The sequence below is a fragment of the Streptomyces sp. NPDC059092 genome, assembly GCF_042756365.1.
In the GTDB taxonomy this organism is placed as follows: domain Bacteria; phylum Actinomycetota; class Actinomycetes; order Streptomycetales; family Streptomycetaceae; genus Streptomyces.
The window spans coordinates 22,157-35,754 of record NZ_JBHZEJ010000033.1; the positions used below are offsets into that span (position 1 = coordinate 22,157).

Annotated in this window: 6 protein-coding genes; all 6 read left to right on the forward strand. The window is 73.4% G+C overall.

From position 1 onward, the window contains the following. The first annotated feature begins 37 nt into the window (after positions 1-37). The 6 genes from ACFXPL_RS20195 to argF all read left to right on the forward strand — a co-directional run bounded on the left by ACFXPL_RS20195 (position 38) and on the right by argF (position 13,584). Entirely contained in the window at positions 38-3,895 is a 3,858-nt protein-coding gene (locus ACFXPL_RS20195; protein WP_384920998.1) for a tubulin-like doman-containing protein, read from the forward strand. Next, positions 3,892-6,486 (forward strand): hypothetical protein, encoded by a 2,595-nt coding sequence (locus ACFXPL_RS20200; protein ID WP_384921001.1) that lies wholly within the window; start codon positions 3,892-3,894, stop codon positions 6,484-6,486. Before ACFXPL_RS20195 ends, ACFXPL_RS20200 begins: the two co-directional genes overlap by 4 nt. Next, positions 6,483-8,714 carry a hypothetical protein gene (locus tag ACFXPL_RS20205; RefSeq protein ID WP_384921003.1) on the forward strand — a complete coding sequence of 744 codons (2,232 nt, stop codon included), beginning with the start codon at positions 6,483-6,485 and terminating at the stop codon, positions 8,712-8,714. Before ACFXPL_RS20200 ends, ACFXPL_RS20205 begins: the two co-directional genes overlap by 4 nt. Further along, positions 8,714-11,170, forward strand: a complete 2,457-nt coding sequence (locus tag ACFXPL_RS20210) for a hypothetical protein (RefSeq protein ID WP_384921006.1) — start codon at positions 8,714-8,716, stop codon at positions 11,168-11,170. Before ACFXPL_RS20205 ends, ACFXPL_RS20210 begins: the two co-directional genes overlap by 1 nt. Before the next feature lie 18 nt (positions 11,171-11,188). After that, complete coding sequence (locus ACFXPL_RS20215) at positions 11,189-12,421, forward strand: arginine deiminase (RefSeq protein WP_384921009.1); 1,233 nt, start codon at positions 11,189-11,191, stop codon at positions 12,419-12,421. A 152-nt stretch (positions 12,422-12,573) separates the two neighbouring features. Then, positions 12,574-13,584 (forward strand): ornithine carbamoyltransferase, encoded by a 1,011-nt coding sequence (gene argF / locus ACFXPL_RS20220; protein WP_384921012.1) that lies wholly within the window; start codon positions 12,574-12,576, stop codon positions 13,582-13,584. The last annotated feature ends 14 nt before the right edge of the window (positions 13,585-13,598 follow it).

Sequence of the window (13,598 nt, forward strand, 5' to 3'; positions counted from 1 at the left end):
GTCGTCGCGAGACGGCGACGGCCCTACGGGAGACGACATGAAGATCTACCAGCCCATGCTGTTCGTCGGTCTGGGCGGCACCGGAGGCAGAATCGGCGCCGAACTGGAACGCGGTCTGCGCCGGGAGCTGTGCGGCCCCGACGGCACGAAACTGGTGTCGGACGGCCGGCGCGCGCCCTTCCAGCTTCCGGACTGCCTCCAGTTCGTGTATGCCGACTTCAGCGAGTCCGAGCTGAACCGGTTGCCGCATCTCAGCGCCAAGGGCACCGAGGCGGCGGCGTACGCCCGTACCGCGCGCGTGATCCACGACCTGCTGCCGGCCAACTACGACAGTTCGCCCGAGGTGACCCGCATGCTCCGGGTCGCCCTGCACGACGAGACCCACGACTGGCTGCCGTCCCAGGAACGGCAGCCGCGCGTGGCGCCGCTGCACACCGGCGCGGGACAGCTCCCCACGGTGGGCCGTGCCGCGCTCTTCGCGACCCTGCGCAGCGGCCTGGAGCCGGTCCTGCGCCAGCTCCGCGCCGCCATCGGCACCATCGCCAACTCGGCGGGCGATCTGCGCGAGATGGGCGGCCGGCAGATCCGCGGCTGCGACGTGTTCGTGGCGTTCTCCGTGGCGGGCGGCACCGGCGCGGGCATCTTCTACGACTTCCTCCACCTCATCGGGCACGAGTTCCGCAAGTCCAAGGTGCCCGGGGTGAAGATCTATCCGCTGGTCGTCATGCCGTCGGCGTTCCCGCCGGAGGCGGGCGGCGGCCGGGAGGCGGAGCTGAACTCGGCCCGCGCGCTGGTGGACCTCTCCCGGCTGGTCGACGACCAGAACGTGCCCGACGCGCAGGCCGACTTCGGCGACGTCGGACAGCGCGGCACGCTCGGCGTCCGCTACCCCGGGGACGGCTACGTCGCGCTGCGCCCCTCGACGGTACAGACCGCGTTCCTCTTCAGCAGGCCCTCCGGTATCCGTCCCGAAGACCTGCGCCGCTCCATCACCGCCATGGTGCTGTCACTGATCGGCACGGAGCTCGGCGACGAGACCGCCCAGGGGCGTGCGGAGGGTGACCACCAGTCGTTCGCCGCCGGGTTCGTCAACAAGAGCGTGGAGCGCTCCACCCCGTCCCGCTCCGGAATCGGCTACCGCGGCATGTCCACGAGCCTGGCGGCCTCCCTCACCGTCCCCGTCGACGACCTCGCGGAGATCGTCGCGGGACGGCTGCTGGCCCAGGCCGTACGCGGCATGGCCGAGGACGCCCGGCGGCATGACGAGGACGGCACCCAGCTCGTCAGGGACCTCTTCGACCGGTCGGGCGTCGGACGCCTGTGGACGCGCGAGGCACCCGAGGCGCCCGCGCCCGACCCGCTGCCCAAGGGCAGCCGGGCGATCAGCCAGGCGCTGCGCGACCGGATCGGCGACATGGAGGACGGGCTCGGCCGGCTCGACCGGGAGCTGGACCGGGAGATCCCCCGGCTGGTGGAGGACTTCAAGCCGGGCACCGGCGCACGCGAACTGCTCGGCCTGCTCGGCCCGTTCCGGCTCGAACGGGTGATCGCCGGGCTGCCGGGCCACCCGCAGCGCCCCGCCGAGGCGGGTTTCGCCGGGATGTTGGACAACCGGAAGAACGATCCGGAGCGCCCCGAGGGCGTCGAGCCCTCCGCGCCGCCGATCCCCCGGATCAAGGGCTCGGTGGGCGGCATGGTCCCGGCCCGCTGGGGCGACCCCGACGTCCAGGACGCGGTGGACGAGCAGGACGCCTGGTACCGCTGGCGGGCCAACCGGCAGTGGCACCGCGGCTGGAAGGAGCTTGAGTCCCGCTGGCGCCCGCCGCTGATGCGCTCCATGAAGGAGGTCGCCGAACTGGTCAGGGCGCTGCGCGCGCACGAGGAGGACGAGCGCAAGCTGTTCGCCGAGCGCCGCAAGGAGCTGTACCGCGACGACCGTACGGGCGTGTCGTACCTGCTGCCCCCGCAGAACAACCTCCGGGCCTTCTACGACGACGTCTTCGACCGGCTGGCCCAGCACGAGAGCCTGCCGGAGAACGCCGACGCCGCCGGGCTGCTGAACAGGCTGGTCCAGCCGGAGGACTGGCAGCGCGCCCTGGACGCGGTACGCCGCTCCCCGCGTGCCGCGGTGAAGGAGATCAAGCAGGTCGTGGAGCGGCGCGTCAAGGCGCTGTTCGGCGAGGCGAGCGTGCTCGACGACCGTCCCCTGCTGCCCTCCCTCGGGGTGCTGCTGCGGGCCGCGGCCGGGGACGAGGACGCGGAGGCCACCGTCGACAGCCGCTGGCTGGAGCAGTTCCGCTCGCAGCTCGCCGGACTGCTGCCGGTGGGCTTCACCCCGGACGGCAGCGGCCCGCTGAAGGTGCTCATCGTGCACCCGCAGAGCGAGGCCGACGGGCGCGCCGCCCGCTACCTCCAGCAGGAGCTGAACCTGCCCAGGGACCCGGGCATCGCCCCGGAGTTCCGGGCCGTGGAGGCGGAGTCCATCACGGTCGTGCTCTTCCGCAGCGGCATGAGCCTCACCGACGTCTCCGAGGTCCGGCACGCGCTGCGGCTGTGGGCGGAGGCGCGCGAGGCGTCCGGCGGGGACGACTTCCTGCACTGGAGACAGCGCCTCGGCCACCGCGACGACTGGCTCGCCAGTACGGAGGAGGACCGCAGGCGCATCCTGCACCGGCTGCTGTGCGCGATGTGGAACGGCAGGGTCGACATCGAGGGGGACCCCGCCTCACCCGAGCTGATCCGTATCCGGCTCCAGGAGGGCGACTCCGCGACGATGACGCTGCGACTGGACTCGTTCGACGGAAACGTGTCGAGCTGGGCGGGACTGCTGCGCGCGTACGAGCAGTGGGCCCTGCTGGACGAGGGGCAGATCATCGAGGACTTCTGTGACCGGCTGATGCGCACCCAGCCCACCGGCCTCTCGAACACGCCCGTCCCGCCGTCCCGCCTCTTCCGCAGGCTGGTGCACGAGGTGGCGCCCCGCCAACTGCGCCTGCTGAACGAGCTGTCGGGGCAGTTCACCGCCGAGGACGAGGAATGGCTCGTACCGCTGCGGCACTTCTGGGAGCGGACTTTCGCCGGGGCGCTCGACCTGCGCTTCCCGGGCGCGCAACGGCCCACCCGGCCCACGCTGCGTGCGCTCCACCAGCGTCACACCGAGGGCTCGGGGGCGGGAAGGGGGCCCACCGCCACCGCCACCGTCGGGGCCAACGGCCACCGCCGTGCGGCGCCGTCCACGGAGTATCGCGAGGAGGAGCCGAGGATCGTCGGACCGCGCCACGAGGAGCCACCGCGCCCCGAGGAGCGGACCCGCCGGGAGGAGCGGACCCGCCGGGAGGAGCGGCGGCCCCGGTACGACGGAGACCCGCGGTACGGGGAGGAGCCGCGCCACGAGGAACCTCGGCACGACGGCACGCGCCATGAACCGCCGCGCCACGAGGACCCGCCGTACGACGACGCGCGCCACGAGACGTCGCGGTACGACGACCCCCGGTACGAGGACACGCGGAGCGAGCCACGGCGGTATGAGGACCCGCCGTACGGGGAACCGCGGTACGAGGAGCCCCGGCGCGCGGAGTCCCGTCACGAGGAATCGCGGTACGAGGGATCGCGGTACGAGGGATCGCCGTACGAGAAGCCGGCCCGGTCCCGGGAGCCGAAGCCCGACGAGCGCGGGGACACGACGGTCCCGGCACGCGGGGCCGAGCCGTGGGACGACGACGAGTGGGGCGACGGCGAACGCGATGACGCCGACGGCAGCGAGGCCGACCACGGCGACGCAGGACGGCGCGACGCAGGACGGCGGGACCTGGGGCGGGGCGATACGGGGCGGGGCGACGCAGGACGGGGCGCGCCGCGGCGGCGCGACGACGGACAGGAGGGGACCCGGCTGTGATCACGGACCGACTCCAGGCCGGGGTGGTCTGCCTCGACCTGCGCCACCGCGGTGACCCGGCCGACGCCCCCGCCGCCCTCCACGGCGAGGTGGACGACGCCCTCGCGCGTACGCGGCAGTCGGACGTACGGCGCTTCCTCGTCCTCGACGACGCCGCCGAACTCGTCGCGCACCAGCTCCTCTACGAACGGCTCTACGCGTACGGACCTGCCCAGGTGCTCTGTCTGGCCCAGGGGGGCGGGGGCGACCGGGCCCTGCGCCGTCCGCACGCGCTGAGCCCGCCGTCCGCCGGAGTGCTCTGGATCCCCGACGTGTTCGCCGGGGCCGGCGGCCGGGACGGCGGACCCGTACCGCACGCCGAGGAGGCGGACGAGGCGCTGCGCCCGCTGGTCGAACTGCTCGCCGGCACCGCCCTCTTCGACACCGTCCTCGGCGAGCTGGGCGAAGTACTGCACGCCGTCGCGGTGCCCGCCGCCCAGGTCCTTGAGCACGATCTGACCGAGGAGGCCAGGACCCGTGCCTGGCGGCGGACGCTGGAGAACCTGGCGGGCCAGGACATTCCGGCGCCCGTCCTCGTCACCGAAGGTTCCCCCGGAGCGCGTGCGGACACGCGTGCGTGGACCGCCTCGACGGCGCCGGGCGCCGGCGCGGGCGACTCCGTCCCCGCAGGACTGGCCCGCTTCCTCGGCGACGTGCCGTCGGGGACCCTGGCCGACGGCTCCTGCCTGGTGCCCGGCGGACCCGCCGAAGCGGCGCGGCTGGCCGGCGACCGGGCGCTGCGGGACGCCGAGGACGGGTACGAACAGGTACGGCGCCCCGCCTCCCTGTTCACCCCGCGCCACCGCGCCGTGGACCTGCCCGAACGGCTGGAAGCGCTCTCCGAGGCGCTCGGCACGTACCGCGACACCATCGCGGGAGCCCTCAGCGACGGGGGCGGCGACCGGCTGCGTCCTGAGCAGCGTGGCCGGCTCCTCAAGCGGGGCGTCCAACTGCCGGAACTCCCCGAGGCGCCCCGCGCCGACGTCGGCCCCGGCCTGCGTACGTACACCGAACGGCTGCTGGCGTACGGACTGCCGCTGCGCTCCGTCGCCGCCCGGCTCGGCGCGCTCTCGGACCTGTCCGCCCCGGCGGGCAGTGCGGCGCGGCTGGCCAGGCTCGACGAGATCTGCCCCGCCCGCCGCGTGGCGGAGCTGGCCGTGCCGCCGCCCTTCACGGTGCGGGGCTCGCCCTTCGTCCATGCGGCGCCCGTCTTCCTGCTGGCCTTCGTCGCCGGCCTGTGGCCGGTGCTCGGCTGGGTGCTGGGCCCGCCGGTGGGGTTCGCCGCGGCGGCCCTGACCCTGCTCATGGTGCGGCGCAGGCCCAGCCGCTCCTACGACGGCCGCCTCGACGGAGGCGGCAGCACCCGTTCCGGACTCCGGTTGATCGCGGGCCTGACGGGCGGTGCGGGCGGCGCACTGACCGGGCAGCTGCTCGATCCGCCGCTCTGGGCGGGGGCGACCGGGCTGGGCGTGGCGCTCGTCGCTCTCGGCCTGCTCGTGGCGCGGGACTGGACGGCCGCCGTCGACCTGTGGTGGCGGGACACGGAGACGGAGTTCGCGGCGGACGCCCTCTCCGCCATCGACGGGCTGCTGACCGAGACCGTGCTGCACGACTGGCTCTTCGCCGACGCCCGCTACCACTGCTCGGACGGGGCGCGCGCGGTCTCCTTGATGGTTCGGAGCCTCGCCGAGACGGTCGAGGAACGGCTGATGACCGCCGCCGCGCCCTCCGCCGCCCAGGGCAGAGCCGCACCCACGGCGGGCCGGGCCACGTACTCCGCGCCCCCCACCGCCGAGGACGCCTTCGCCCGGGGCGGTCCGGCTCAGCAGCCGGCCGACGCCTGGAACTGGGACAGTTGGGGTGACAGCTCCGCCGACGACGGCTGGTCGGGCAGCGTGGCGGGTACGGAACCGGCGGCGCCGCTGGAGTACGACCTCCCCGAGGACCCCTGGCACCCCGCCGCACCGGCCGATCCGCCCTGGCTGGAGCGCGAGTGGGGCGACGGCGGCCCCGCCCTCGTCGACACACTCCTCGCCGATCTCGCCCACGGCGTCCGGGGAATCCTCGCCGGACGGTGGGCGGTCGTCGAGCGCGACCCGGCCGAGGCGGGCCGGATCTCCCTGCGCCGTCCGCTGCTCGACGTGCTCGACGAGGAGCACTCCGTCCTGCTGCGCGACGGCGCCACCTCGGCGCCGCACTTCGCCGGCGACGCGGAACTGCGCCCGGGGGCCGCCGAACTGCTGGGCGTGGCGGCCGACCACGCGGCACGACTGGTCTCCACCGCCGACGAGACGGACGAGGCGGTGCCGTTGTGCGCCGCCGAGGACCGCAGGATGCTGTCCAGGGATCCGATGGGGATACGGCGGGTCAGATTCGCCCCCGAGGCGATGCGCCGGGGCACCGAACAGGATTCCGCGCACGACAGCGGGGCCGGGGCGGGCGAGGACGTGGTGTGGACCCCCGGCGGCCGGCACGCGGGGGTGCTGCGGCTGGTTCCGCTGCGCGGAGAGATCGTCAGGACCGTCCGGGCCGAGCAGAGGGACGCGCCATGATCACGGGCAACGACGGTACGAGGAAGGGCGACGACCCCACCGCCAGGGAGCCGGGCCGGGTCCCCCGCGACAACGGGGACACCCCCGCGGCAAGCGCAAGCGCGGGCGCGGGCGGTGGCGGTACGTGGGCGCACGACGACTCCCTGGAGCTGGAGTTCTTCACCCACGGCGGCGAGGCCGTCCGCTTCGCCGCCCGGCTGCACACCGACCTCCGGATGCCCGAATCCGCCCCGCTGCTGGCCCGTCCCGTCACCCTCGGCGAGGGCTGGCGCGTCCTCCAGTACCGGCTGCCGTTCAGCGCTCAGAGCGACCCCGCCGCGTACAGCGCACTGGAGCGGCAGGTGAGCGCCGGGGTCGCGATGGAGCGGCGGTACGGCTCCGAGCGGTACGGCGAGGTCTTCACCCGCATGGTCGGCTTCGACCTGGAGGCGCTGGAGCCCTTCGTGCTCTACCGCGTCCCGGAGGGTGAGCCGATCGCCCGCCGCCAGGGCACGCTCACGGTCGAGGAACAGGGCAAGGTGATCGCCCAACTCGTCCTCGCCGTACGCCTGCTGGAAGAGGTGGGGCTGGTCCACCGGGCGATCACCCCGCACACCGTCCGCTGGGACGGCACCCATGTCCGGCTCGCCGAGCCGTACGGCGCGCTGCGCGCCGACGAGCCCCGGGAAGCGTACGGCGCCGCGCCCTGGGCCTCCCCGGAACAGCGCGAGGGCACCGGCAGGGCCGATCACAGGGACGACCTGTGGTCCGTCGCCCAGCTCGTCTACTTCCTGCTGGCGGGGCGCCCGGGGCCCGGTTCCGGACCACCCGCCGACCTCGGGGAGTTCCGCCGGCTCGCGGCGCTCCACGAAGGCGGCGCCTTCGCCCCGCGCGCCGACCAGCGCCCCACCGCCGGTGAGCTGATGCGGCTCCTGAACGTCCCCGACCCGCTCGCGCAGGCGCTCGGCGGCGCGGACGTACTCAGCAGGGCGCGCGCCGAGTTCGACGTCCAGCGCGCCAAGAAACGCCAGGAGACGGGGCGGGACGACCCACCGGAGGAGACGGCCGAGGACCTGACGTACTACGAGTCCCCGCCCCCGCGCCGCTCCCTGCGCTCCTGGCTGACCGGCACGGCCCCGGCCCCGCCGCCCCGGCCCGTCGAGAACGCCCCGCGCCCCGCGCAGCCGCTGCGCCGCCCCACGCTCTGCCCGCACTGCCTGCTCCCGGTCTCCTTCGACCAGAGCGGGCTGGTCACCCTCGACTCCAAGAAGGTGGCCAAACCGCTGGACCTCAGCGCGGAACGGCGCCCCATGCACTATCAGGACGCGCTGCGCCAGGCGTACCAGGCCTGCCCGCACGCCCCGGCGGGGGCGCCGCACTATCTGCCCGTCCCCTATCTCAACAGCGGCGAACCGCTCACCATCGCCCTCGTGGGCAGCTCGGCGGCCGGCAAGACCCATCTGCTCGCCGCGATGCTCGGCGAGATCGAACAGGGCGGCCTCGAACCGTACGGACTGAAGTGCCTGCCCCTCAACCCCGACACCCACCGCGAGTTCCTCCAGGAACGGGTCCAGCGGCTGCACCGCGGGAAGAAGCTCGAATCCACGGGGCAGGCATCCTTCGCGCACTTCGCGGACGGGCTGCTGGTCACGGGAGCCGCCGGCACCCGGCCCGTCGTCTTCTTCGACCTCGCGGGTGAAGACCTCGCGCAGAACGGCGAGGTGACCAGCTTCCTCATGGGCGTGGGCGCCTTCATCTTCGTCCTCGACCCGCTGCGTGCCCTGCGGTTGCCGTCGCTCGATCCGGTGCGTGCGAGGGCCGGGCTCCAGCAGCGCGACCTGGGCGACGAGGCGTTCACCACCGTCCTCAACCGGATCCCGCGGCTCGGCGCCCACATCGAGGCGCCCGCCGCCGTCGCCCTCAACAAGAGCGACCTGATCCGCTTCGACCCGTCCGCCGACCGCTGGCTGAGCCGCGCCCTGCCCGTGGAGCTGGACGAGGAGACCCTGCGCGCGGAGAGCCGTGACGCCTACGCGTTCGTCGCGCACCACGGCAGCCCCGCCTGGCTGAAGCCGTTCGACGACTGCGCGCGCTGCACGCTCCACTTCGTGGCGGCGACGGGGGCGCAGGAGCGCGGCGACGTCTACCCCCACGGCGTCAGACCACGACGGGTCCTGGCACCGCTGTTGTCGATCTTCGCCATGTGCGGGCTCCTCCCCGGAGCGGAACTGAGAGAGGTGGGGACCTGATGGCTCCGATCGCCCGTCAGGAAGAGCTGGTGGACCAGATCGTCTTCCGCTGGGACACCGAGAACAGCCTCGGTACGACCGGATTCGGCCCGGTGGCCTGGTCCTGTGACCGGGACACCGCCGAGAGCCTGTTCAACAGCGCCGCGCCGCTGCTGCGCACCACGGCCTCCGATACGGTCCCGGCCCTGGTCAAACTGGAGAGCCGGGGACGGGTGCTGCTCGTGCGCCGCGCCCCCGTGCTCGACCTCGACGGGCGCTCGGGGGCGGTGTGCCACGCGCTGTTCGGCCCGGCCAAGACCCTCGACCCCGAGACCTGCCTCGGGCTGCACGACTGGGAGTGGGAGGGCGGCGGACTGCCGCTGGGCAGGGTCAGGGGAGCGCTGGAACAGGTGCGCGTGGCGGGGCTGCTGGCGTCCGCCGAGCAAGGACAGCGCGCCCTGCTCGCCGGGCTGCCCGAGCTGGCCGAGCCCCTGACCACGATGGCCGCGGAGCTGCTGCGCCACCCGGGCCAGGGGTTCACGGTGCTCGACCGGCACGGCGGCGACGGCCCCTGCCGGATGCTGTGGGGGCTGTACGGCGTTTTCAGCGGGCTGTTCCCCGAGGGGTGGACGTTCGCGACGCACGACACGGTCGAGACCCCGGCGACCCGCTTCGTCTTCGTACGGCGCTGGCCGGGCCCGGCCCCGCAGTCCACGGAGCGGGTGCGGACGGACCCCGAGGAACGGACCGACGACCGGGCCCAGGCGCTGGCGGCCGGACTGGTCGGGCACTATCTGCGCCGGATCGGGCGCGGTGAGGGCAGCGAGTACGAGGTGGCCGGGGCCCTGGCGGGGATCTCGGGCCCCTGGCCGCCCGGCGCCGGCGGCACACTCCTGGACACGGCGGAGGAAGCGCTCGAACGCCTGACCGAGTGGCAGCCGCGCCGACGCGAACGGGACCCGCGGGAGCGGGACCTGCGGGAGCGCGATCCCAGGGAACGGGATCCGAGGGAACGGGACGCGTACCAGGAGCGCCCGCCGTCCCCGCAACGGGTGCCGTACGACCGCGACCGCCCGGAGGAGCCGGGGACCCCGTACGGTCCGGGCGACGTGTACGAACGCGACCGCCGCGATCCGTCGTACGGCCACGACGACCGGTACGACAACTCGTACGACGACCGGTACGGCGACTCGTACGGCGACCGGCCTGACGATCGCTACGCGGCGCCCGGCCACGACGACCGGTACGCGGCGCGCCCCGCCCACCAGCCGCTGAGCCCGTCCCGTACCTCCTCGCCGCCCACGCCCTCGTACACCAAGGCACCGCCCGTACAGCAGGTGTCCGAACCGCGACGGCAGGGACGCCGGATGTTCCGGCCGGTTCCGCCGGAGTGGCCGGTCTCGCCGGAGTCGGCCAGGTTCTTGGGGACCCGCCGCAAGGTCACCGTCGAACTCGACCACCTCCTGGCCGTGCTGCACACCTTCCAGGAGCCGAACGCCTCGTCACGCAACGTCAAGGACGCACTGCGCGGGAGCAGCGGCAGGAGTCTGGTCGCGGCGGTGGGGGAGGACGGGCTGCACTACGCGGCGGTCACGGCCCTGGTGGGGGAGATCGCCACGCGGTACGCCGAGTGGCCCCGGGGCCGTCGCCAGGAGCTGTGCGAGGCCGTCCTCAAGAGGGAGCTGTTCGTGGGGGACCGGCCATGGCCGGCCTCCGTGGGACTGCCGTCCCGCGAGACCCGCGCCGCCAACGCCGCCGCGCTGTACGGCTGGACGGTGCGACCACTGGCCGGCGCCGAGCCGGTCAAGGCCCGGCTGCTCGAACTGCTGCCGAGGCTGAGCCGCGACGCGATCGGCGCGGGCCGGGCCGCGGTCGAACAGATCCTGGAGGGGGAGAAGGCCCCGGGGCTGGGCAAGGAGGTCTGGCTGGCGATCGTCAGGGCCGGATGGCGCGACAGCGGTGCCACTCCTGCCGCGCCCTTACCGCCCACGCGGCTCGGCACATCCACTACACCCGGCAGGCCCGCGTTGTCCGGGCCCCGGGCGCCGTCGTACGGGCACGTGGTCGAAGCCGAGGAAGCCGCGGAAACCGCACCCGATCCGGTCCTCTCGGCTCCGTCGTACGCACCACCGCCACCGCCACCACCGTCATCGCCACCGCCGCCGTCACTCCCCCCGCTTCCGCCCCGGCAGGAGACCTACCCGGGTGCCACCGCCGGCCCCGGCGCGCCCCGGCCGCCGTACGAGCCGCCCCGTCCCGGCCGGCCCCCGGGCCGGCCGTCCGGCTCTCCCCTCCGCCGCCTCGCCGGCTACTTCGGGGCCGACCACACCGCCGGTACCGAGGGCGAGCGCGGGAGCGGGCGCGAGGAGCGGCGCGAGCCGGAGCGGCGACCGCCGGACGGCCGGAACATCTTCGCCGGCATGGTCGTCCTCTTTGTTGCGGTTGTGGTGATTCTGCTGATAGCGCTGTTCCACTGACCGGGCGACGATGGAGCCATGGGATTCCATGTCGACTCCGAGACCGGGCGGCTGCGCCGCGTCATCCTGCACCGCCCCGATCTGGAGCTGAAGCGCCTCACCCCCGGAAACAAGGACACGCTGCTCTTCGACGACGTGCTCTGGGTGCGCCGCGCCCAGGAGGAGCACGACGCGTTCGCCGCGGTCCTGCGGGACCGGGGGGTTCAGGTCCATCTCTTCGGGGATCTCCTCGGCGACTGTCTCGACCTGCCCGAGGCGCGCGGCCTCGTACTGGACCGGGTCTTCGACGAGAAGGAGTACGGTCCGCTCGCCACCGACCACCTGCGGGAGATCTTCGAGGGGCTGCCGACGGCCGAGCTGGTGGAGGCGCTGGTCGGCGGGGTGACGAAGCGGGAGTTCCTGGAGCGGCACGAGGAGCCGACCTCGGTCCGGTTCCATGTGATGGCGCTGGACGACTTCCTGCTCGACCCGCTGCCCAACCACCTCTTCACCCGTGACACCTCCGCCTGGATCTACGACGGCGTCTCCATCAACGCGATGCGCTGGCCGGCCCGGCAGCGCGAGACCGTGCACTTCGAGGCGATCTACCGGCACCACCCGCTCTTCGCCGCGCCGTCCGCCGGATCCTTCCACCACTGGTCGGAAGGGCAGGACGACTACCCCTCCACCATCGAGGGCGGCGATGTCCTGGTCCTCGGCGCGGGCGCCGTACTGATCGGGATGAGTGAGCGCACCACCCCACAGGCGGTCGAGATGCTGGCCCGCGGGCTGTTCGCGGCCGGTTCCGCCACCACGATCGTGGCGCTGGACATGCCCAAGCGGCGGGCGTTCATGCATCTCGACACGGTGATGACGATGGTCGACGGAGAGACCTTCACCCAGTACGCGGGGCTCGGCATGCTCCGCTCGTACACCATCGAACCGGGCGGTGACGGTACGGAGCTGAAGGTCACCGACCATCCGCCGGAGCACATGCACCGGGCGATCGCGGCGGCGCTGGGGCTGCCGGAGATCCGGGTGCTGGCCGCGACCCAGGACGTGCACTCGGCGGCCCGGGAGCAGTGGGACGACGGCTGCAACGTGCTGGCCGTCGAGCCCGGTGTCGTCGTGGCCTACGAGCGCAACGTCACGACCAACACCCATCTCCGCGAACAGGGCATCGAGGTGATCGAGATCCCCGGCAGTGAGCTGGGCCGGGGCCGGGGCGGTCCCCGCTGCATGAGTTGCCCGGTCGAGCGTGACGCGGTGTAGCGGAGCGGGTTGCCCGCACGGCAGCCTGTATAGCAATACGGGTCATCGTATAGAGTTCCAGTCTCCGGAATGTCCGGCAGGGGGCGTTCCCGGCGTTCCCCCTCGTTGTCCACGCATACGCCACTCACGACTCGCGCCCAGGAGCAGCCACCATGGCCATACACCTCGAAGGCCGCCACTTCCTCAAGGAGCTGGACTTCACGGCCGAGGAGTTCCGCGGCCTCATCGACCTGGCCGCCGAGCTGAAGGCCGCGAAGAAGGCGGGCACCGAGGTGCAGCGGCTCCGTGGCCGGAACATCGCGCTGATCTTCGAGAAGGCGTCGACGCGTACGCGCTGCTCCTTCGAGGTGGCGGCGGCCGATCAGGGCGCGTCGACCACGTACCTCGACCCGGCGGGCTCGCACATCGGCTCGAAGGAGTCCGCGAAGGACACGGCCCGCGTCCTCGGCCGGATGTTCGACGGCATCGAGTTCCGCGGGGCCGAGCAGGCGACGGTCGAGGAGCTGGCCGCGTACGCGGGCGTCCCTGTCTTCAACGGTCTGACGGACGACTGGCATCCCACGCAGATGCTGGCCGATGTGCTCACGATGACGGAGCACAGCGCCAAGCCGCTGCCGGAGATCGCCTTCGCCTATCTGGGCGACGCCCGTTTCAACATGGGCAACTCGTATCTCGTCACCGGCGCCCTCCTCGGCATGGACGTACGGATCGTCGCGCCGCGCGCCTACTGGCCCGCGGACGACATCCTGACCCTGGCCCGTGAGGCCGCCGAGGCCAGCGGCGCGCGGCTCACCCTCACCGAGAACGTCACGGAGGGCGTGGCCGGCGCGGACTTCGTGGTCACGGACGTGTGGGTGTCGATGGGTGAGGCCAAGGAGGTCTGGGACGAGCGGATCGCCGCGCTCGGCCCGTACGCCGTGACCATGGACGTGCTGCGCGCGACCGGCAACCCGGACGTGAAGTTCCTGCACTGCCTGCCGGCCTTCCACGACCTGGGCACGACGGTCGGCCGCGAGATCCACGCGCGGCACGGCTTGACGGAGCTGGAGGTCACCGACGAGGTCTTCGAGTCGCCGCACTCGGTCGTCTTCGACGAGGCCGAGAACCGGATGCACACGATCAAGGCGGTCCTGGTCGCGACGCTGGCCGAGGCCGAGGGCTAGAGGGACATCGGCCG